This is a genomic window from bacterium (assembly GCA_035295165.1).
Lineage (GTDB): Bacteria > Sysuimicrobiota > Sysuimicrobiia > Sysuimicrobiales > Segetimicrobiaceae > JAJPIA01.
On the sequence record DATGJN010000085.1, the window covers coordinates 53,409 to 75,086 of the forward strand.

At 65.8% G+C, this 21,678-nt stretch carries 21 protein-coding genes; 7 read left to right on the plus strand and 14 right to left on the minus strand.

Going from position 1 to position 21,678, the window contains the following annotated elements:
* Positions 1–19: 19 nt before the first annotated feature.
* From VKZ50_13390 to VKZ50_13420, 7 genes are all read right to left on the minus strand, one after another.
* Positions 20–799, minus strand: coding sequence for a cyclase family protein (locus VKZ50_13390; GenBank protein ID HLJ60713.1), 780 nt, complete (start codon positions 797–799; stop codon positions 20–22).
* Between the two features lie 79 nt (positions 800–878).
* Entirely contained in the window at positions 879–1,457 is a 579-nt protein-coding gene (locus VKZ50_13395; GenBank protein ID HLJ60714.1) for a thiamine pyrophosphate-dependent enzyme, read from the minus strand.
* 37 nt (positions 1,458–1,494) lie between these two features.
* The gene (locus VKZ50_13400) at positions 1,495–2,007 is read right to left on the minus strand and encodes a sulfopyruvate decarboxylase (GenBank protein HLJ60715.1); all 513 of its coding nucleotides are present in this window, start codon (positions 2,005–2,007) and stop codon (positions 1,495–1,497) included.
* A 220-nt stretch (positions 2,008–2,227) separates the two neighbouring features.
* Positions 2,228–3,118, minus strand: a complete 891-nt coding sequence (locus VKZ50_13405) for an LLM class F420-dependent oxidoreductase (protein HLJ60716.1) — start codon at positions 3,116–3,118, stop codon at positions 2,228–2,230.
* A 313-nt stretch (positions 3,119–3,431) separates the two neighbouring features.
* A complete protein-coding gene (locus VKZ50_13410; GenBank protein HLJ60717.1) occupies positions 3,432–4,160 on the minus strand; it encodes a Crp/Fnr family transcriptional regulator in 729 nt (242 codons plus the stop codon).
* Between the two features lie 307 nt (positions 4,161–4,467).
* Positions 4,468–4,764 carry a DUF1858 domain-containing protein gene (locus tag VKZ50_13415; protein HLJ60718.1) on the minus strand — a complete coding sequence of 99 codons (297 nt, stop codon included), beginning with the start codon at positions 4,762–4,764 and terminating at the stop codon, positions 4,468–4,470.
* 222 nt (positions 4,765–4,986) lie between these two features.
* Complete coding sequence (locus VKZ50_13420; protein ID HLJ60719.1) at positions 4,987–6,189, minus strand: NAD-dependent epimerase/dehydratase family protein; 1,203 nt, start codon at positions 6,187–6,189, stop codon at positions 4,987–4,989.
* 551 nt (positions 6,190–6,740) lie between these two features.
* Between VKZ50_13420 and VKZ50_13425 the strand changes: the two genes are divergently transcribed.
* Positions 6,741–7,400, plus strand: a complete 660-nt coding sequence (locus tag VKZ50_13425; GenBank protein ID HLJ60720.1) for a hypothetical protein — start codon at positions 6,741–6,743, stop codon at positions 7,398–7,400.
* Positions 7,401–7,580: 180 nt separating this feature from the next.
* On the opposite strand, the gene pip is transcribed toward VKZ50_13425, so the two are convergent.
* Both pip and VKZ50_13435 read right to left on the minus strand, forming a co-directional pair.
* Complete coding sequence (gene pip / locus VKZ50_13430; protein HLJ60721.1) at positions 7,581–8,546, minus strand: prolyl aminopeptidase; 966 nt, start codon at positions 8,544–8,546, stop codon at positions 7,581–7,583.
* Between the two features lie 252 nt (positions 8,547–8,798).
* Positions 8,799–10,055 (minus strand): alpha/beta hydrolase, encoded by a 1,257-nt coding sequence (locus VKZ50_13435; protein HLJ60722.1) that lies wholly within the window; start codon positions 10,053–10,055, stop codon positions 8,799–8,801.
* Between the two features lie 483 nt (positions 10,056–10,538).
* Between VKZ50_13435 and VKZ50_13440 the strand changes: the two genes are divergently transcribed.
* Positions 10,539–10,895, plus strand: a complete 357-nt coding sequence (locus VKZ50_13440; GenBank protein ID HLJ60723.1) for a hypothetical protein — start codon at positions 10,539–10,541, stop codon at positions 10,893–10,895.
* 489 nt (positions 10,896–11,384) lie between these two features.
* Here the strand turns inward: VKZ50_13440 and VKZ50_13445 are convergent, their stop codons facing one another.
* Entirely contained in the window at positions 11,385–13,445 is a 2,061-nt protein-coding gene (locus VKZ50_13445) for a molybdopterin-dependent oxidoreductase (protein HLJ60724.1), read from the minus strand.
* A gap of 442 nt (positions 13,446–13,887) precedes the next feature.
* On the opposite strand from VKZ50_13445, the gene VKZ50_13450 reads away from it, so the two are divergent.
* Entirely contained in the window at positions 13,888–14,670 is a 783-nt protein-coding gene (locus VKZ50_13450) for a VOC family protein (GenBank protein HLJ60725.1), read from the plus strand.
* Positions 14,671–14,854: 184 nt separating this feature from the next.
* On the opposite strand, the gene VKZ50_13455 is transcribed toward VKZ50_13450, so the two are convergent.
* Complete coding sequence (locus VKZ50_13455) at positions 14,855–15,559, minus strand: alpha/beta family hydrolase (GenBank protein HLJ60726.1); 705 nt, start codon at positions 15,557–15,559, stop codon at positions 14,855–14,857.
* A 311-nt stretch (positions 15,560–15,870) separates the two neighbouring features.
* On the opposite strand from VKZ50_13455, the gene VKZ50_13460 reads away from it, so the two are divergent.
* Positions 15,871–16,716, plus strand: coding sequence for an isocitrate lyase/phosphoenolpyruvate mutase family protein (locus VKZ50_13460; protein HLJ60727.1), 846 nt, complete (start codon positions 15,871–15,873; stop codon positions 16,714–16,716).
* A gap of 197 nt (positions 16,717–16,913) precedes the next feature.
* Complete coding sequence (gene sixA / locus VKZ50_13465; protein HLJ60728.1) at positions 16,914–17,390, plus strand: phosphohistidine phosphatase SixA; 477 nt, start codon at positions 16,914–16,916, stop codon at positions 17,388–17,390.
* Between the two features lie 191 nt (positions 17,391–17,581).
* On the opposite strand, the gene VKZ50_13470 is transcribed toward sixA, so the two are convergent.
* Positions 17,582–18,091, minus strand: a complete 510-nt coding sequence (locus VKZ50_13470; GenBank protein ID HLJ60729.1) for a hypothetical protein — start codon at positions 18,089–18,091, stop codon at positions 17,582–17,584.
* 398 nt (positions 18,092–18,489) lie between these two features.
* On the opposite strand from VKZ50_13470, the gene VKZ50_13475 reads away from it, so the two are divergent.
* Both VKZ50_13475 and VKZ50_13480 read left to right on the plus strand, forming a co-directional pair.
* Complete coding sequence (locus VKZ50_13475; GenBank protein ID HLJ60730.1) at positions 18,490–18,927, plus strand: DoxX family protein; 438 nt, start codon at positions 18,490–18,492, stop codon at positions 18,925–18,927.
* Positions 18,928–19,059: 132 nt separating this feature from the next.
* Positions 19,060–19,545 carry a CBS domain-containing protein gene (locus VKZ50_13480; GenBank protein HLJ60731.1) on the plus strand — a complete coding sequence of 162 codons (486 nt, stop codon included), beginning with the start codon at positions 19,060–19,062 and terminating at the stop codon, positions 19,543–19,545.
* A gap of 46 nt (positions 19,546–19,591) precedes the next feature.
* On the opposite strand, the gene VKZ50_13485 is transcribed toward VKZ50_13480, so the two are convergent.
* Positions 19,592–21,220, minus strand: a complete 1,629-nt coding sequence (locus tag VKZ50_13485; GenBank protein ID HLJ60732.1) for an MFS transporter — start codon at positions 21,218–21,220, stop codon at positions 19,592–19,594.
* Between the two features lie 120 nt (positions 21,221–21,340).
* On the minus strand, positions 21,341–21,649 hold the full coding sequence (locus tag VKZ50_13490; GenBank protein ID HLJ60733.1) for a non-heme iron oxygenase ferredoxin subunit: 309 nt from the start codon (positions 21,647–21,649) through the stop codon (positions 21,341–21,343).
* Positions 21,650–21,678: the final 29 nt, after the last annotated feature.

Genomic DNA, 21,678 nt, shown 5'->3' on the forward strand with positions numbered 1-21,678 from the left:
GCGTTCCATAGTCCTCCGCTCAACCCGGCACAGGAGCCAGCACCCGGACCGGGCTCCCGCTCCCGTCCACGATCTTCAGCGGCGCCGCGATGACCACCGCGCCGGTGGGCGGAACTCGATCGAGATTGCAAAGGCTGGCCAGCCCGAACTTTCCAGCCCCGTGCATGATCGCGTGGTTGGAAAAGGGCGGGTCGAAGGTACCGGCCTGGCCCGCATCGGTCCCCACCGTCTCGACACCCACCCCGAGGATATCCCGTTCTCTGACCAGGAATTCGGACGCCGACTTGTGAAAACCGGGGCTGTGTGCGCCGTCGTTACGCACATTGAGGAATTTCTTGGGGTCGCGGCGCTTGCTCCACGCCGTGTACAGTAGCACCCACGACGCGGCGGGGATGCGGCCGTACCGCGCCTCCCAGGCCGCTATGTGCGCGGGCATCACCAAGTAGTCCTGATTGCGCTCGACCTCGACCGTCACATCGATCACGACCGCCGGGCCGACGAAGTTGCGGGCCGGAATCGTGTCGCAGGCGTTGTTGGGTAGGTCCTTGCCTGTGACCCAGTGGATCGGCGCATCGAAGTGCGTTCCGGTGTGCTCCCCGAGGTGCACCGTGTTCCAGTACCAGGCCGGCCCCCGGTCGTCATAGCGAGAAATCGCGTCCATGGAAAACGGCGGGGATGGACCGAACATGGGCGGCAGACCGATGACGGGTGTTCCCGGCTCCAGCGGTTGCGTGAGATCCACGACCTTGACCCGTTGCGCCCTGAGCTCCTCGACCAGCTGCCCCAACACGCTCGCCACGTCACGGCTCCCTTCCGGTCAGTTCTCTCGTTCGTTCCGAACCTTGCGTGACCGACCCATCCGAGTCTCTCAGATGCTGTCATTCCTTCGGGGCGCGCCAACTACGTAGCTGTCGCTGGAATTGAAAGCGGTTCTCCAGCATGGAGAGGTCGGTCAAGTAGACCGGCGGGCCCGTGGCCTCCACTTTCGCCACAAGGGTCGTCAAGGCATTCGCCCGAAGCGCGTCATCGAACGCAGCCGTGAACTCCGCGACGGTGTGCACCGTCGACGTGCGCGGCACACCGGCGGCGGCGGCGATTCCGGCGATGTCGCTCCCGGTCGCGGTCGCCGTGGGAAACCCGCCCACGGAAAGGAGACTCTCGTTGTCAAACACGACGTGCACGAGGTTGCGCGGACGATAGCGCGCCAAGGTGGTCAGGGCGCCCAGGTTCATCAAGATCGACCCATCCCCGTCCAGCACGACCACCTGCAACTCCGGACGCGCGAGTGCGATCCCCAACCCCATGGAGGAGGCGAGCCCCATCGCGTGCAGCAGGTAGAAGAACCCCGGCCGATGTCCGAGCGACTGCAGCTCCGCCGACACGGCTCCCATGATCGTGACCACGACACACCGTTCCAGCCTCGGATAGACCGCCCGCAACGCGTCGATCCGGAGCATCAGTCCGTCACCGTTGGCAGCCGGCGGGTGCGAGCGGTTAGTCTTCCCACATCAGATCCCGGCACAACAGGAGCGCGACCGGCTTGAGCGACGACTCCGCCAACGTTTGCGCTTGTCCGATCCGATGCGCCACGTGGGTGGGCGCGTCCAACCGTTCGTAGGGGATATCGAGGGCCCGCAACACGGGCTCAGTTGCCCCGCCGCCCTCGGTCTGCCATGGATCTCGCTCGCCGAACTCGCCGCGGTAGCTGATCAGCATCAGCAGCGGGATCCGGTAGAGGCGCGCCAGCGAGACGATACCGTTCACGCTTGCGAGCAGCCCGTGGTTCTGCAGGAGCATCGCAGACTTTACTCCCGCCAGGTACGCGCCCGCAGAAATACCGACCCCTTCTTCCTCCTTGGCGAGACGCACGAGAATCATCTCCGGGTCGTCTTCCGCGATCTGCAGCAGGTGCACGAGCCACGTCTCCGGGAGGGCAGAAAGCAGTCTGATTCCACAGGATTTCAACGCGTCGTAGACCATTCGCGAGTTCTTTACGGAAACCGGCACGTTCGCCTCGACGTCTTCATCATTGTCCTCCTCGAACGATGCCCGGCCCTGAAACCGCTACGATATTCACCCGCCGGCGGACGAACGCCTGCCCTACCCGCGGCCCCGGTCGGGCGGTCCTGCGCGCGCACCGGAGATGCCCTCTCGTTGGATCGCGGGGATCGGCCGAGACGGCGCAGACGGGGCGCCGTGCCACGGATCAGGCGATGGTTGCGCGTCCTCATACGGCGCGCAGCGCCTCGCTGACCCGCCGAATCGCGTCGCGGTGCGCCCGCGGTGAGGAGAGGCCGACCCGCATCGTGCTTACGCTGACATGGGTCCCCCCGATCGCCCGCCACTCCGCGACAACACGCGCCCACTCGGCGGGCGACTCCGCATACCCGAGACGGCGCTCAAGCCCGATGGTCCCGGCATCGCGGCCGGCTTCCTTGGCGTATGCTCGAATCTTCGCGACCATCGCGCGGTAGCCGTCCGTGACCGGGGGAAAGCGGGACGTGGGTGAGACAATACCTCCCCCGGCCATCCATCCGTCCGCCATCCGCGCCACGCGCCGGAACACGGCATCGCTCTCCCCGCCCATCCAGACCGGAATCGGACGCTGCACCGGCAGTGGGTTAATCCCGGCGCGGTCGATGTGGTGCCAGCGGCCATGGAAGGTGACGATCTCCTGCGTCCAGAACGCCCGCAGCACCGCGACCTGCTCCTCAATGCGCTGGCCACGAGACTTGAAGTCTGCCCCAACCGCCTCAAACTCCGCGCTGTTCCAGCCGACGCCAACACCGAGGCGGAGCCGCCCGCCGCTCAGCAGGTCGACTTCGGCGGACTGTTTGGCGACGAGGGCGGTTTGGCGCTGGGGCAGTACCAGGATGCCGTTCGTGAGTTCGATGCGACTCGTGACCCCTGCGAGATAGCCGAACAGGACGAACGGCTCGTGGAACATGTCCCGGTGCGTGTATCCGAGCCAGTTGTCCTCGCGCGGTACGACGCCAAGGATGTGGTCGTACGCGATGAGGTGATCGTACCCGAGATCCTCCGCCGCCCTGGCGAAATCTGCAGCGTCCGAAGGATCCGCCCCGAGCTCCGTCTGAGGGAATACCACGCCGACCTTCACGAGCACCCTCCGGCAACTCGTTGTCGCTTAGCGGGCCCAGCGGGCATGCGAACGCCGCTGCGCCCCGTCGATGTCGCGAACCATTTCTCGTCTCGCCGCTCGCATTCCCGCGGAACGGCCTCCCGACTCGCACGCCCGGGTTGCCCGTGGCTTCTCCGCGGCCGACCCGCGCCGCCATGTCGTTGGCCGTCGCGCCACTGTCCTCTCCCTTGCACGCTCGACGACAACGTAATCCTGGAAGCCGAGCGAATGGAGTGGCCCCAGATGACGGCGACCGCGCGGGTAGCGAAGCGTGATCGTGTACCTGTCTGGCTCAACGTGATGTCTTGCTCCGAGGTGCCCCGGGATCGGCACGTTCCGTCAACACCACCAAGCCATGAGGATTGCGCAGCAGCAGTCGCTGGCGGCCGGCGTCGATGAGCCCCTGCAACTGCCACCGGCTGACAATGCGACTTGCGGTGTACAGCGTGGTCCCGGCCAGTCCGGCCAGATCTCCGCGCGAGAGCGGCATATCGAGCAGAACGCCCCCGTCCACTTTGCGGCCGGCGTGATCGGCCAACCGCAGGACGGCCTGTGCGAGCCGTTGTTCCGCCCGATCCGCAACCTGCTCGGAGAACCGAGATTGCATCTCGAGCATCCGCGCGGTCACGATGCGAAGGACGTTGACCACAAGCGCAGGGTACCGTGCGAACAGGGTGGCGATCGTCCGACTGTCCCATACCAGTGCTTCCGCCGGAGCGGTCGCTTCGGCCGACACGGGGTACGTCGTTCCCCTTAACGCGGCGACGGTGCCAAACGCGTCACCGTGCCCGATCACCTGGATGATCACCTCCTGCCCGTCCTGGTGCACGAGCGTGAGCTTGATCTTGCCGCGGACAAGCACGTACATCGCGACCGCAGGGTCTCCCTGGCGGAACAACAGCGCCTTGCGGGGCGCCCGCGCCCGACTAGAGACTCGCACGACAGACGCGCGGGCGGCCGGCGAGAGGCCCCGGAACAGCGCGACAGGCCCAAGAAGATCGTCCGACTGGTCCACGGGCACCCTCACCACCTCCACGTGGAGCCGCGCGGCTCTGTGGTTCCGCCGGTCCGGGACACGCGCAATGCAAGTCCTCGGCCGCGACACCCGTGGATTCCGAAGACTACCGTTGGGGTTCGATCTCGGGCATGCGGAATCCCGGCGCCGTCAAGGTGAGGCCACCATGGCGAAGCCACATGCGCATCTCTAATCTCTTCTCTCTCGTTCACTTCAACGATTACGTCGGTCCGCTCGCCGTCCCATCACCGATCTGGTTCGACCGCGCCTATCATTCCGACCACGGATCTTGACGCAGCAGACCTCGCCGGCGTCATCCGCAGGCGCGGCGCAACGCATCGACCAGTTCGGTCGGAGAAATATGGTAGGCTTCGGCCACGTCCGCCACCGACTCGAACCGTGCAATCGGGCAGCCCACGCACGCCATACGACGATGGATAAACACGCGCGCGGTCCGCGGCCAACGCCGCAACACCTCGGCAACGGGGAGACGGGCAAGCATCGTGGGCGAGAGCATACGCCTCGAGGGTATCCAACCCGTGCGGGGATGTCTTTGCGCTGGAACAAAGCGCCGTACGCACGGAGATCGCATGCACGCTTCCGACGACATTACGCTGGGCAGCGGCCGTCCATCCTGCCGGTGCCCGGTGCCGCGATCGTGAGCTCCGCGACCACGAAGTCGAAGCCGCTGTACGATCACGTGTGCGGCGAGGCGACGATCGCCGAGCGCTGGAACCCGGTGAGCGCCTACAGTCGCGCGGGCCGGCGCGGCCCCACGAACCGAGGCCGCCCGGCGGTTACGCAGCGACTAGCGGTCGCGCCGCTGCCGCCATCACCTCGAACCCACGTTGCCGGCGCCGCCGTCGCTGCCCCCGCCGATGGGGCTGTCGCTCGCGGTGCGCTTGGCGCTCGACCACGAACCGTCGTCGACGTACCCCGCGGGGCGTGGCGCCAGGTCGTCGGATCGCGTCGACCGCCCTACTCGTGCATACGCTCGGAGGGCCAAGGGGAACTCGGTGCGTGCCTGGATGCGTGGAACGTAGCCGAGCGCGGTGATCTTGGCGATGTCGAAGTGATAGTCACCCAAGAACACGTCGACGTCTCGCTGCCGCAGCTGTGCTATCTCAGGAATCTGCGCCAACCGGCCAACAATACGAACCAGAGGCACGGCGCGGCGGGCGACCCACGGAGAAATGGATGGACACCACGGGGACCGATCTAGCGCGTCGGACATCCAGCGGATCAACTCCCGCAGCTCATAGCGGCAGCCGTCCGTCACGTTGTACGCTTCCCCGTGAAGTCCGGCCTCCATGACCAGCAGATGAGCTGCCGCGACATCATCCGCATGGACCAGATCTACCACGTGACGCCCGCCGTCCGGGAGGGGGATCACGGGGAGGCGCATCGTAGTCACCGTTTGGGGGATGAAATACCGGTCGCCCGGGCCGTATACGATGCATGGACGCACGATCATGCAGCGGAGTCCACTTGTCACCGCCTCCCGTATCAGGCGTTCCGCCCGAACTTTCGAGATCCCATAGGCCGACGACGCATTCACGGGGGTCTGTTCGGTGGTCCCCTGCGCAAGATGGTCACCGTACACTGCGACTGAACTCGTGTACACAAGCTGGGTGACTCCGCTCGCCTCCGCGGCCTCCAGAAGCCGCCGGGTGCCTTCCACATTGGTCTCGTAGATCTCCGCGCCAGTGCCATTCCGAAACCCCAGTTCTGCCGCGGCGTGGTAGATCTCCCCGACGCCGTCGCACGCCTTCCGTAAGCTCGCCGCAGCGCTCAGGTCGCCGACGGCAACAGACACCGATGCGCCAAAAAGGACACGGGCCCTCGCCGGGTCGCGTGCGAGCACGCACACGGAGCGCCCACGGGCCAGCAGCGCGTGCACGATCGCACGCCCCACCATGCCGGTGGCTCCGGTCACCAGGGCGGATCGCCGCCTCGTGGACCCGGTGGTGTGGGGCCGCCCGCTCACACCGGCATCGACGGACATCCCGTTAGGCACGCTGCTGTACAGGTGCATCGGCTCCTCCGTTGCTGACGCGGTGCTTGAGACGTCGGCAATCCTGGCGGCGAGATCGGCTTCGAGGACGCCCCGAAAACCTGGCCAGGGCACGCGCGAGCCCGCGAAAGCCTCGCGCTACCGACCACGCCATCCGCACCTCTGGTGGCTCGGCGCGCACTGACGACGGACACGAAACTCCCCCAAGGAGATGCGTCATCGGACGGGACCCTACACAATCGCATGATCGGCCACCTGCCTGACTATTCGACACTCACCCCGGAACGTACTTGTCCTGAGTTTCCGATTTGGCTGGGCACTGGAAACCAGGGTGATGTGTCGAATGCCCTTATGGATGCAGGCATGCGCGCAATGATGACGCTGGGAGGGCGGTCTCGTCTCTTCGTTCGAACCTTTCGAACGCCGCGTTTCTGATCGTGGACGGAGGTTGGAGCGGTGGCCCCGCGGGCACGACACGCCATTCAGCAGTGTGGGATGACAAAGGGAAACGGGTGGCATCTTACGGGACATGGGTTCCATACGCAGGCGTTGCGGCACGATTCTTAGCCGCTGTGCTGCTCGCCGTCGCGGCGGTGTTTTGGTACCTCGGGAACAGATTACGCGGCCCAGTTGCGGTTGAAAGGCCTGGGGCCGTTGTTAGCGGCTTTATGATCGTTATCTGGGCTCTATCAATATGGACGACGCTCGTCGCGTTCTACGCTTACGGGGTGCAGCTGTATGAAGTGCATCTGTTTTCGCGACCGCCGGTGGACCGGATTGCTCCCATCACTGTGCTGACCGCCGCGATCACCTTCTTCACAATCCTGTATATGACAAAGACGCACGGATGGAAGGTCGCTCTTGGCAGCGCGTTTGTCGGTGCCGCCGCGGCTCCAATGATCTTTGAGCTGCCATTTGATCTCATCGTCATGGCCCGAACCGTCCCTTCCATTCCTCCTGCTCCAACACTGTATAGAGAGCTTTTCTTCTTTCCCTTGTTCATCGCCGAGATTTCGACAATCGCCCTCCTCACGCTGCTCCCTTCGATGAGGATATCAAGCTACACACTATACTCGCTTGCGGCAATGTTCTTTGTGTTCGCAGTGTGGGCGGTGTTAGGCTTCCACTATCCAACCGATCCGATTCCCTACGCACTGAACGCCGTATCCAAGGTGGTGAGTTTCGTCAGCGTGATCACGCTCTTCTTGGATGGAAAGAACGCCAAGACCTAGTAAGCGAACATTGCCCGTTTGGCACGATCTTGGGGGACGATCGGATCCGCTCGGAGACGGAACTCCGCCTCATGCTCCTCGTGGGCACGGCGTGGGTGCGCGTCCCGAGGAGCGATTTTGCGTGTCGCCGAATCTCGCCGCGCCATCGCGGCTCGTACTCTATACCGCTGGCGCCTGCGACTATCGGAGCGCAGCGAATCGATCGGTTGCGCGGATCAGTTCTTGGGTGACGCTCGGATTATCGGGAGAGTGCCCCGCCTGGTCAACGATCACGAGCTCGGCACGTGGCCACGCGTGTTTGAGCTCCCATGCGTTCGCAATCGGGGCCTGGAAGTCAAAGCGCCCGTTCACGAGGATACCAGGAGTGTCGATCAGCCCATCGGCGCCTCGGAGCAGGCTACCGTCTTCGATCCACGCATCGTGTCGGACGTAATGGGTAACGAGACGCGCAAACGCCATGGCAAACGCAGGATCGGTGAACCTGCGGGCCAACCCACGAGTCGGCGGCCACGCGGGTGTCGCGGACTCCCACAGACACCACGCGAGCGCGGCCCGCCGGCGCACCGCAGGGTCTGGATCGTGCAGCAGTCTATGGTATGCCTCGACGAGATCGCCGTCTCGCTCGCCAACCGGCACAGCGGTCCGCAGGCGTTCCCACTCCTCGGGAAAGAATGCGGCCACACCGCCACGGAACAACCAGTCGAACTCCTTGCGGCGTCCAGTTGTGACGCCAAACAGGATCATCTCCGCGACCCGAGCCGGGAACCGCTCGGCGTAGGCGAGCCCCAACGTGCTGCCCCATGATCCGCCGAACACTAACCACCGCGCGACGCCCAGGTAGTAACGCAACCGCTCGATGTCCGCTATCAGGTTCGACGTGTTGTTGCTCGCCAAGTCGGTATCGGGTTCGCTTGCGTGCGGCAGACTCCGCCCGCAGCCCCGTTGATCAAACAGCACGACGCGATAGGCGCTGGGATCGAACAACCTGCGGTGCCACTCCGTACACCCGGAACCCGGCCCGCCGTGCAGAACGACGGCGGTCTTCCCGTGCGGATTGCCACACGCCTCCCAGTAGACGAGGTTGCCGTCACCAACCTCCAACATGCCGTGCTCGTATGGTCTGATCTCTGGATACAGACCTCGCATGATGGCCACGGCTCCTCTTCCGTTCCTGAATTCACCGCCTGGTACGGGACGCCGGCCACCCGCGCGTCAGCGCTCCGTCGTCCCACCGGCGGGACGGGCAGCGCGTGCGCGGACGCCGGGCGGCATACGTCCATGCCACTCGTTCTGACGCGAGAGTGGAGCCGAACGACGCGCCCGAAGCACGTTCCTCCAGCGCCCGCGATCGTTCGTGGACACAGTCCCGACCGCAAACGGACGGGTCGCACGTCATCCTCACCGCCCGGGATCACCCTGTTCGCGGTCCGGCACGTACACAGATGGCACCGCCCCACTATATGGCCCCGCACCGCTGCGTTGCGGCACGAGCACCATCTTCCGATGATCGCGTGCAAACCGCCCGGCGAGCGCGTCCCGCAGCCAGTCCGCAAGAAACGGGTAGATTTCCAACCCCGCAATCCCCGCCTTCCCCGAGACGCGGTGAAACTCGTTCTCAAACACCCAAAGCTCTTTGGGACCGCCGAGCTCCTCGAACAGCGCGACCGCTTCCTCCAGGTGCGACAGCGGATCGTACTCGCCCGTGACCAGCAGCGTCGGGCACGTGACGTCCGTGCCGTACCCGGCGGTCGTCATCTGCGCCGCCATCGCGTCGAACGCGTCTTCGTCGGTCATGCCCGCCATGTACATGAACATCTGCTTGAACCGCGGCGAGGCTTCCTCGAAGATCGACACCTTCGGCCCGTACACCGCGTGGGTGGTGGCGAGGGCGCGCACGCGCCGATCCATCGCGGCGACGCGAGGCCCCCAGTGCGATCCGAAGCTCACACCACACACGCCGATGCGCTCCCCGTCGACCTCGGGGCGCCCCGTCAAGTAGTCAACAGCCGCCTTCGCCGCTCGTTCGTAGTTGTCGACGGTCACCCAGAGCTTCCGGAGATTGCTCACGCCCTGACCAGGGCCGTCGATCACCAGAACATGCATCCCCCGTGCGGCGAATGCGTTGTCGAGCGGATTCGGGGCCGCTTCCTTCGTCATATCCATGCCAGGCAGCAAGAGGATGGTCGCCGCTTTCCCGCGTTCTCCGCCGAGGTGCAAGAGCGCGCTGATCGTCCGCCCCTCCCACGGGATCTCAACCTTCTCGATCGCGTAGTCGGCCAGCGCGATCACGTGATCGAAGCACTCCAGAAGCTTCCCGTGGAAGTACCGCTTTTCGGGTTGGTCATCCTCGAAGATCGCGTGCTGCGCCTCCCGGTACGTCTGCGCCGCCCGCCAAAACAGCGACCGGGCGGTCTCCCGGTGCCCTGCTGCAAGCGCCGCCCGCGCGATCGCTTCCGCATGCTTCGCGTCCCGGTAGAGTGTCCGTGGAATCATCCGGTAGCTCTTCACCTCGGCCGGCACGTCCCGCTCGTCGTTCGCGAAGTTCTGCACGCGACCCGTCTGCTTCACCGCCAGATCCAAGATCCACTGCTGGCCGTCCCGCCGCCGTTTCAATTGCGGCCCACCATCCTGCGCGCTGGTCCGGTCCCTCGTCACGCTCGTCACCCCTCCGATCTGATCCGCGTCGCGGGACTTCCCGCGCCGGTGCCGCTCACGTCCGCGCCACCAGCACCGCGAGCGTCGCCGCCATCGCAACGACGACTCCTCGAGGCAGCGTCTTCGTCGGCGTTGTCCCGCCTCCTTGAACCGCCGCGCGGACGGTACGTCCAGCGCCACGGCATCGCTCGCGCTGGAAGTGTGGGGCACGATGAACCAGTAGGCACCCGATCTCCTCGATGGCTGAGCCAAACTGGATGGGCTACTGACGTCGCGCCGACTCGATCACCGCACGGGCGTTTGGCGGCCGGCTCGCAATTCGATCACTTCCTTTCCTCTTGGAACCAGCCGGCGGATGAAGCAGTGTCACCGCAGCGGCGCGTCTTGTGAATCTTCACATTGTGAACGTGTGAAGCCCATGAAATATGAAGGCGACTCTGCCGGGTAACATCCTAGAAGACTAGAGATAAGGAGGAGATCCCGATGCTGGTCAGACAGGCGGGCGTAGGCGTGTTGATTCTGGCGCTCGCGTTCGCAGGCATGAACACCCTGCCCGCGGCGCTGCCACAAGCACACGCGCAAAGCTACGGCGTCGCCGGCACGATCTTGGGGCTCGCCATCATCGCGGGCGTCGTCTACCTCGTTTCCCGAGATCGGGACGGCGTGTACCATCGCTACTACTACGGGAGGTATAACGGGCCGCATTACCGGTACGAAGGAGCCTACTACAACGCGTACCCGCGGTATCACGATCGATACTATCGCGGTCCCTTGCCGGGCCGGTGGCGTAGCAACGAGGGGTGTGTGGGCGGACCGCCCTGGGTTGCGGAGTGCCGCTAGCGCGCACGAACGGTCCTACACGAGGGGGCCCGGAGCCGCGATCGTGGCTTCGGGCCCCCTCGTACACGGCTCCGGAGCTGACGCCGGCCCGGCACCAGATCCGGCCGCGCGTACGTCCGTACGTCCCCGCTGGATCAGTCGGCGGGCGAACACAGAGATACGAGCGTGTCGATGCTTGGGGGGCAGAGCTTGCTTCCGCCACATCTGCGCGATGGTGACAATTGATCATGCGAACCATCACTCTGGAAGAACACTACGCAAGCCCCGCGTTTCTGGAAGGCCCTGGGCGAAAGCTGATCAACTGCCAGTCAGCTCCACCGACAGGGAACGGATCGCCCATGGCAATGCCGAACGCCTCCTTCGATTCTTTGCGTGAGGTGGCAATCTAGCGCCTCAGTATCGCCAAGCGCTGACCGGGAATGCTCCGCGCCCCGACGTCACCCGCGCTGACGTCGTAAGCGAGCAAGGGATCCGCCAAAACGGGTGCGATCATCCCTCCTCCCCGGCGGGAGGCGGCGTATCCCGCATCACTTCCACCATGGCGTCGAATGCGGCTTGACCGGCGGAAAAGTCGAACGTGTCCACGGCTTCATCGGGGATCGCCGATACTCCTGATGTGAGACGGTTCAGGCCCGCCCAGCCGTCGCGCATCCATACCGTCCCGGGCAGAATTCGATCGGTGACGTGCGCGCGAGCGTGGAACTCTCCCCGACCGTTGAAGATGCGGATCGGTGCGCCGTCCTCCAAACCCCGCGCCGCGGCATCGTCCGGCGAGATCCACAGGTTCGGCTCCGGGTCGAGCCGCGCGAGCGTTGGAAGCGCCTGGCCGTGGTCGTAGAAACTGTGAAACCTGGTGAGCGTCCGTCCCTGGCGAAAGATCAATGGATAGCGGTCGGAGGCGGCCAGCGGCGTGTAGACTGGGAGGGCTGGGAGCCCAAGCGCCTTCGCTCGCGCCGAATAGAACTCGATCTTGCGCGATGGGGTCGGGAAGGAAAGATCAGGGTGGGCGACGTGGGAGATGCGCAGAGCCCGCATCCCTCCCTCGGCACGCAGCGCAGCAACGGTGGCGCGGCCCGTGGCCGGATGATCGAGAAGCGCGTCGATCGGCCCTTCGTCTGTGTCCCACGGGAAGAAGTCCGCGAGACCCAGGCGACGTCCCAGCTCCCGAAGGATCCAGGTGATCGACCGCGCCTCGCCGGGCGGGTCGAGGACCTGCGGCATCAGGTAGAGATGGGTGTTGGTGCTCTTGCAGCCCAGCTCCTCAAGCCACGCCGTGGCGGGGAGGACCACGTCGGCGAAGCGTCTCGCCGTATCGTTCATGAAGAGGTCGTGGCTAACAACCAGGTCGGCACGCGCGAGGCCCTCGGCCAGGCGCTCGGCGTCCGCGAAGGAGGAGAGCATATCTGTCCCGAGGAGGAAGAGCACGCGGACGCGGCCGTCCAGCAGGGCCTCCGTGATCCGGGCCATCTGGTTCGGGATGTAGCGTCCGGCCGTCCGCCGTTCCATGGCGGTGATGTTCCCAAGCGCCTGGCCGTGGCTTGCGGCGCCGTGGCGCGGACCGAAGCCGCCACCGGGTATGCCGAGGTTTCCCGTGAGCGCGGGCAGGCATGCGACGGCCCGTGCGCCCTGCCACCCGTTCGCGCCCTTATGCATCGAACTGCCGCCGAGCAGGATCATCGAGGGCCGCGTCGCGCCGTAGCGGCGCGCGAGCGCCACGATCCGATCGGCGTCAAGCCCGGTCTCGCGCGCCGCCCACTCGGGGGTATAGGCTTTGACGTGCTCCCTCAGCTGGTCGAACCCGACCGTGTGCGCTTCCACAAACTCACGATGATGGAGCCCCTCGCCGACGAGCACGTGCATCATCGCCAAGGCGAGCGCCGCATCAGTTCCCGGACGGATCACGAACACCTCGTTCGATTGCGCCGCCGCCTCCGTGTGGCGAACGTCGACGGTCACCACCCAGGCCCCGCGGCGCTTCGCCGCCGCGAGATGGCGCCCGGTATTCGGCTGGCTCGCCAGGTTCGCCCCCCACAGCAGGATCAGGTCGGCATGTGCGCCCATGTCCTCCTTCGTGTTCGTCTCGATGGGGCCGGTGAGTCCGATCCCGAAGCCCCCGAGCCCCCAGCAGATCATCGCCGGGTGCCACCACTGGCAGCCGTAGAAGTTGGCAAACCGTCGCAACAGCTGAGAAGCGATGCGTGTCCCGTAGTTGTTGGCGAAGTGGCCGTGGCCCTGCCACAGCCCCACCGCCTCTCGCCCCGCCGATTGCATGCGTCTCGCGATGAGGTCGAGCGCCTCGTCCCAGCTCACCGGCCGCCAGCCGGTGTCTCTCCGGTCGCGGACCAGCGGCGCGAGTAGCCGCTTCGGGTTGTCGATGATCTCCCCCGAAGCGTGCCCGCGGATGCACAGGAACCCACGGCTGTCCGGGTTCTCAGGATCGCCCTTGACGCCGATGAGTCGCCCGTCCTCCACCTCCACGAGCATCCCGCAGAGTGTGGGATGGCAGTTCATGGGGCACATCGTTCGGATCGTCCGGCGCATCGAACCCATGGACTTCCTCCTGGTTCCCGTCTCGGCCGGTGACGCCGAGCGACGTGACGGGTCGCTGCGGACACCACCGATGATTCGAGCAATCCGGCTGGCGCGCCCTCCTTCGTCCGGGCCACATGTGTTCGTGGGAACAACGAGACGCACAATACGAGCTCAAGAGCAGCCGGAATCGTCGACTAATTCAGCCTATGCATGCCGATGTCCCGCGTGCTCGGCGGCCCGATATGGATCGCGGCATACGAATTTGCAACGTCGGCCGAATCCGCGCGAGGAGGGGCTCTGTTCGGCACACTAAAGTTGGGGCACGCACCAGACTCCGTGTTCGATGGATCGCTCCGGAACGAAGGACGTAAAGCCCAGACGGTCATGTCGATTTCGAGCTAACGCGTTCGACTAAGTAGTGAACGAAGCACCGGCAGCCAACTGAGAATCGGAGGGGCACATGACAACGAGAACGGAGTATGCACACGGCGAGTTTTCCTGGGTCAACCTCGGCACGACTGATCCCGCGTCCGCGAAGCGCTTCTACGGCAGCCTGTTCGGGTGGGAATGTGACGACATGCCCGCCGGACCGGAAATGACGTACACGATGTGCCGGTTGAAGAGCCACTACGTGGCGGGGTTGTATGGCTTGGATACGAGAACGTTGTCGCAAGGCGTCCCGCCGCACTGGCTTCCGTTCATCAATGTGAGGAGTGCGGACGACGTCGCGACGAAAGCGTCGCAGAGTGGCGGGAGGGTCCTGTTCGGTCCGAACGATGTCCTCGACGTCGGCCGGAGTGTGGCGATGCAGGATCCCACCGGCGCCCACTTCGCGGTATGGCAGGCGAAGAAGCATGTCGGCGCCGGGGTCATCAACGAACCCGGTGCGATGTGCTGGAATGAACTGATGACCCCTGACGTCGGCCTCGCACGGCAATTCTACTCCACGACATTCGGCTGGACCGCCGAGCTGGTCGATATGAGCGCGGATAGCACGTATACGATCTTCAAGGCTGGCACGACACAGGTCGGAGGCATGATGGCGCGACCGCCGCAGATGAAAGATATTCCCCCGCACTGGCTCACCTATTTTGGCGTTGCCGACTGCGACGGTACCGCCGCGAACGTCGGGGAGCTCGGCGGGACGGTACTCAGGCCGCCGACGGACATCCCGAACATCGGCCGCTTCGCGGTATGCAGGGATGGGCAGGGCGCGGTGTTCGCGGTCTTCAAGGGCGCCTGAACACCACTGCGGGCCGGGCGGCGGGGGTGATCGATGCGGTCTCACGCCCGCCGCCCTCGAGGCAAGGAAGACGGTTCCTGAATTCAACAGTTCGGCTGGACGCGATGACGGGAACCGCGGTTTGCGCTTTTGCCTCGCTCCCCCGTGTCGCGGCGTCGGTCGGGCCCGGGGCCGGCATCCGGCGTCACGTACTGACGAGCTCGCGGATGAACTCCCCTGCGATGCGGCCAATGGCTCGCCCGAGGTCCTCCTGAGACCGCGGTTCCCGAGGGGCGCGGAACGAGTGGTCGGCCCCCGGCACCACGTGCAGGCGCGCCAGCGGGCGAAGCCGGTCGACTACGGCCTCGATGAGGTCGATCCTCGCGAGGGCGTCCCGGCTGCCCTGGATGAAGAGCATCGGGCGACGGATGTGCGGGAGATGGGCGTCCCGCAGTTGTCCGGGCTTGCCCGCCGGATGCAGCGGATATCCGAAGAACACCAACCCCGCCGCAGCGAACGCGTCCGTTTCCTGGGCGGCCAGCATCGACGCCACCCGACCGCCCATCGATTTCCCGGCGGCAACTACCGGCCGGTTTCCATCCTGCGCGACATGGGCGAGCACGGCGCGCCAGGGCTCGACCAGCGACGCGGCGGATCCGGGAAGGCGCCGTCGGGACTCCATGTACGGAAAGTTGAAGCGCAGCACCGAGATACCGGCACCGGCCATCTCGTGAGCAGCCCCCATTAGAAACGGATGCGTCATTCCAGCGCCGGCACCATGGGCAAGAACGCAATCGGCACATGGCCGGCGCGCGCGAGTCCACACAGCGGACACGGGATGGGCCAGGGCCTCGAGCTGGAGCTGACACGGATCGTCGCGCACGCTCGGCGGGATGACCTGGTCAGCCATCGACGCGCCTCCTCCGCTCCCACGGCTTTGGAGCAGCCAGTTCCGCGCGGGATTTGCATCTCCTACCCAATGCGGCGTTCATTGCCCCGCTGAATGACGGAGCGGCGTCGCGGCGATCCGCTGACTAGGGACAGGCGCGGCACGCGGGAGATACCGAGCCGTGGAATGAGGAGGCATCCTGTCCGAGCACGCGGAAGACACGCACGATTGTGCCGAGGCTGTCCCGACCGGGCAGGCGGCGCGTTTTCACAGTCGTAGTTGCCCGGCCGCAGAAGCCATGAGCCGTGTCTGGAAGGGGTGCACTGAGCCATATGCCGTCCGTTGCCGACAAACGCCGCGTGTTTCGCCGGCTCCATGAGTCCGGATGCTTTGTCATTCCCAACCCCTGGGACGTCGGGACGACGCGCTACCTCCAGCATCTCGGGTTCAAGGCGCTTGCGACCACGAGCGCGGGGGCGGCGTTCTCGATGGGGCTGCCCGATGCGGACTGGGCACTGACGCGAGATCCGATGCTTGCCCACATCCGCTCGATCGTGGACGCGGCTGATGTACCCGTGAACGCGGACTTCGAGTCGGGGTATGCAGACGAGCCCGCGGAACTTGCCCAAAACGTGCTGCGGTGCGTCGAGACAGGCGTTGCAGGGCTGTCAATTGAGGATTCGACCGGCGACGCATCGAGGCCGCTGTATCCGTTCGACCTTGCCGTGGCCCGCATCCGCGCGGCGCGCGCCGCGATCGATCAGGTTGGTGGCGATGTGTTGCTCGTCGGCCGGACTGAAGGGTTCATCGCCGGGGCACCCGACCTTGACGAAACGCTGCGGAGGTTGAAGGCGTATGCGACGGCTGGTGCCGATTGTCTGTACGCGCCCGGGATTCACACGCGCGAGCAGATCCGGGCGGTGGTCGAGGCAGTGGCGCCGAAGCCGGTCAATCTCCTGATCGGCGGCGCGATCGGGCTGACGGTCAACGACGCGGCAGATCTCGGAGTTCGTCGGATCAGCGTTGGCGGTGCGCTTGCGCGGACCGCCTGGCGCGGGTTCATGCGCGCGGCGCGGGATCTCGCCGCCGGGAAGTTCGACAGTTTTTCGGACGCAGCGTCGGGAGCCGATCTTAACCGCCTGTTTACCGACGACGCAAAACGCCGCTTGCCATCCTAGGCGTGCTCCATGCGACGCGCCACCCCGGTAGGCCGGCACGTTGGGTTCCGCCAGCGAGCAACTAGAGGCTGAGGGACCCATGACTCGGACGGAGACCACGGTGAGGTCGACACACGGCATGAGGAACGACCGTCACGCCAGGCGGTGGCGCGAACAGGTCAACCGTCACGCTGGCAAGCAATGCCGGTGAACGGGCCATGCGACTGTACTTGGTTCACCATGCCGAGGCGAAACGAGAAGACGAAGACCCTGCCCGGCCTCTCACAGCGCTGGGCGTGCAGGACGCCCGCAGGGTCGCCCGCTATGCTACGAAGCAGGGACGTGTGCGCGTCGGCCGGATCTTCCACAGCGGCAAGACTCGTGCGGAGCAAACGGCCAGGGTCTGGGCGGAATCTCTGCTCGATGCCCAGGTTGTCCACGTCGATGATCTCGGCCCGCAGGCTGACCCGACGATCTGGGCAGAGCGCCTGGCCACGGAGACCAGCGATGTGATGCTCGTCGGCCACTTCCCCCATCTGGCGAGGCTCGCGGCGCGACTCCTGTGTGCGCACGATGGCGAGGTATTGACGCCGTTCAACGGCGGGATCACCTGCTTGGAACGGACCGGTTTGGGTCGCTGGGCGATCCACTGGATGCTCGCTCCCGACGTCATTGACGATGAATCAGGCCGGTGAAGATTCGCGCCGGGATTCCCAAACCATTGACCGACCAATCTGGGACGCAACCACACGGCCCAGTCGCCACAACCGGCGCATCACAAGATGACCGCAACCACCATCGTTCTGCGCCTCTCGCCTCTACGGGCGGTGGATGGGGCGATGTTGCCGAGCGCCTTGCCCGTAGTTGATCGCAGGACTGGCGCCAATCACCGGAATGTCGAGTCCGCCGCCGCGAGGGGGGCGTAGTCCACTTGCCAGTCTTGCCCATTGTATCGTAGCCGTGCCTGTATCTGTCTCGTGATCGCCGCCGCCCCGGGGTGCGGTACCACGCTCGCCGTGAACGCCGCAGTTGCCACATCACCGCCGACGGTGATACGCATCCCGGAAAGATCGAACGCGACGAGCTGGACGCGATGCAAGGACGCGGGCCACTCGGCGGGGCGATCGTACGTGAATCGTTCCACCCATGCCTGCGAACCGGCCTCCGCGGCGTGAAGGAACCCGTCGTACACCTGTGTGACTGCGTTCGCGATCAGCTCCGCGGGAGTCGATGGGTAGCCAATCACCAGACCGGCTGCCTGATCCGCCGCGACGGCCGCAGCGGCCCAATGCCACGGAGGTACGTCCGGAAACGGGGCTGCGGCCCACGCGGGCGCGGCGCCGACGCATAGACAGATCGTGACCGCGGCGACCCACCTTCCGACTCCTGCCTTCACGGGGATCGATCTCCTCTCCCTGGCTCCCTACCCTTATATTCCGAGGGTACCGTGCCCGTTTCCACTTCCGAAAGCAACGCGGGACGCGGCCGCACTCGAATCGGTCGTCACGGCTTCACACGACATGATCACGCCGGGGATCGGCGTCGAGGCCCGGATCAGCGCGGTTTTGATGTCACTGGCCTGGGAAAGATAACGAGCTCGCCTCAACCCGCTTCGCGCCGGACCGAAGCCACAGTTCGTCCACACGCGCGCGGATCGTTGTCGATTTCGAGCCGGCGCGTTCGACTATCCAGTGAAACGAGAAGCGCCGGCGTCCCGCATGGTCCACATGCGGGTGCGTCGCGCGGGCCACGCCGAGCGAGAACGGCGATCAGGCAGGACGGAGGACCCTAATTATGAGCTACGCACTGTGGATCGACCAGGGGCTACTCGCGCTCCTGTTTCTGTTCACCGGCGGAATCAAGTTGATACTTCCGCTTGATCTGTTGACGAAGCAGATGCCGCTCCCGGGTCTGTTCGTGCGATTCGTTGGGGTGGCCGAGGTGTTTGGCGCGCTCGGCCTGATTCTTCCGGGCGTGCTGCGCATTCGACCGAGCCTAACACCGCTGGCGGCGGCGGGGTTGGTGGTCGTCATGGTTGGTGCGACCGGGTTCACGCTGGCCACGGGAGGTGGGGCGTTGGCGGTAATTCCGCTGGTGGTTGGGCTCGGCGCGGCGTTCGTCGGCTACGGCCGCTGGCGACTCGTGCCGCACGTCGCTGGCGGCGGATTTGCCTCCACGGGTACGAGGGTTGCGGCCAGGCCGGCCACTACAGGATCAACGCCAGACTGCTGAGGGCACGGCGCGGCTTGATGCGATACGATTCGCCGGGAATGTCGCGCGCGACAGTCTGAAGGCGCCGCGATACGCGCTACGCGGAGCCTCGGAGGAGCACGGGGCGGCGGGAAGGGGTGGAGGTGGCACACGATGACACGTGACGTAAGCAAGGGGCGCGTTCGAGACTGGATGGCGGCTCCCCGGCCAGCGATCACGCCGCGGACCACGATCGCAACGGCGCTCCGGTTGCTCCGGGAGCACGGCAGCGCAGCGCTCCCCGTGCTCGACGGCGCGGGGGTGGTCGGGTTGGTGAACGAGACGGCGCTGCTCCGGTTTACTCCATCCGAGGCGGTCACGGTTGACGCGTACGAACTGCGGGAACTGCTCGACCACGTGACGGTGTCACGCGCCACCACGCCGGTGTCCGCGGCTGTGGCGCCGGACACACCGCTCTCCGCGGCCGCCGCGGCGATGCGCCTCGCGTGTGCACCGGTGTTGCCGGTGATGGACGGCGATCGTCTCGTCGGGTTACTGCCGTGGACGCAACTGCTCGCGGCGGCGGCCGAAGACGCTCTGCGAGGCAATCGCCCGTCGGGCACGGCCGAACGCGGAGCATCCGCACCGTTTCATCTGTGACGTCGGCGACGGAGTAGCGCAGCACCGCATGGACGGTGCACGGGGCTCATGCCCGACTCCCCGCCGCCTCCTTGGCGGAGGTCACATGACGGCACTTGCGCCATAGGGGATCCGCGGAGACGACCCGTCCGTCCGGCGACGCCGCGGGCGTCCGGATCCCCACGGCGTTGATCGCGGCACCAACAAAGAACAACACGCACCCAACCAGCATGGCGAGATGAAATGCGTGCGTCGATGCAACACGGGCGGCGCTCTCAACCTCTCCGGGGACACCCGGTGCCACGGGATTGAGCGGGGCAACGTGCTGGCGAACGCTGGCGGACGATGTAGGGAGGTCCGGGACCAGGGTCGCCAGCGTGGTGTAGAAACTGGCCGTGACCGCGATGAAGATCAGGGCCACGGCAAGTTGTGGTCCGACATCGGAGATCGCCGTGTTGATCGCGGACGCGACCCCCGCGTGCTCGGCCGGGATCGAGGCCATAAGCGTTGCGGTGAGCGGAGCCACCATCATCATGGCACCGAGGCCGAGGAAGAGGAAACCGGGAAGGAGATCGATGACATACGCGCCCGGGGGAACAAACGTGGCGATTTGCCCAGGGCGCATGACCCAGCCGGCGCTCTGCGGAGGGACCCGGGTGAGCCAGGCCGCGCCAAGGCCCATGAGGAGCGGCCCCGCCGTCATAAACCACCGCGCTCCGTAGCGCGAGGCGAGCACGCCGAACCTCGTTGAGAAGAGCGCCATGAAGATGGCGCCGGGGACGGTGGCGACGCCGGCGGCCGCGGCGGTATACCCGAGGGTCCCCTGCACGAAGAGTCCGGAATAGTAGAACGTCACGGCGAGCGCCGCATAGATCACCAGGGTCGACAGGTTCGTGACCGTGAAGTTGCGGGAGCGGAAGAGCGCGGGCGGGACGAGCGGATGGGACGCTCGGAGCATTCGCAGCGGCAGCAGCACGGCGGCCGTCCCGCCGATGCCGAGCGCCAGAAACGCCTCCGGGCCATGCCACCCGCGCTGCTGGCCAGAGATCGTTCCGGAGACCAGTCCCCCTACCGCCAGGGCCGACAAGATGGTGCCGGGCACGTCGAACTGCCTCGACGCCGTTTCGTCGCGGCTTTCCCGTACAAACCGCTGCACCATCCACCAGGTGAACACAACGACCGGGACGTTGACCAAGAACACCGCCCGCCACGACACCGTATCGACGAGCACCCCCCCGATGAAGGGCGCCAGGATTGTCAGTCCGGCCGAGGCGCCCGACCAAAGGCCAAAGGCACGGCCCTGCTCCTCGCCCGTGAACGTGGTGGTGATAAGCGCCAGCGACCCTGGCACGATAAATGCGCCGGCCACGCCCTGCAGGACGCGGAACACGACCAGCCACTCCATAGTAGGCGCCAGGCCGCTAAGGACCGACGCCACGCCGAACCCCAGTACGCCGAACGAAAACATCCGGCGCCGCCCGTACACGTCAGTGAGTCCTCCGGCCAGGATGAGCAGCGCGCTCTCTGCGAGCAGGTACCCATTGTAGACATAGGACTGCCCTTCCAGCACACCAAAGAAATGGGCGGGCAGGTCGCGCCCGATTCGAGGCAGGGCCACGGTCACGACGCTTGAGTCCAGAAACACCACGCACGACCCGAGGATCGCGGCGAGCAGCGTGCCGGTCTGATACCTCACGGCGCGGAATCCGCCCGCGGTCGGAAGCAGCCGGGAATCACCAAACGGACGCGTGTCACCTGCCGGCTGCGCGATCCCACCGCAGCGACCCGACGGTGGCGGGCGGGTGGACGTCTCGCCTCAATCAAGCGCCACGAATACATCATTTCCCCGAACCCGCACCGCGTAGGTGGCGACGGGTCGGCGGGCCGGTCCCTTCGTCACCTGGCCCGACGTCACGTCAAACTGGCTGCCGTGCCAGGGGCATGTGACGGTGGCTCCTTCGAGATGCCCCTTGCCTAAAGGACCTCCCACATGCGTGCACTCGTTCGCGACCGCGTAGAACGTTCCGCCGACATTGAACAGGGCGATCGCTTTCCCTTCTACCGACACGACCGTCCCCGTCCCGGGCGCCACCTCGCCAGCGTGGGCCACCTTGACCTCTGCCACGTGCGCACCTCCTCCCGGTCAGCGGCATG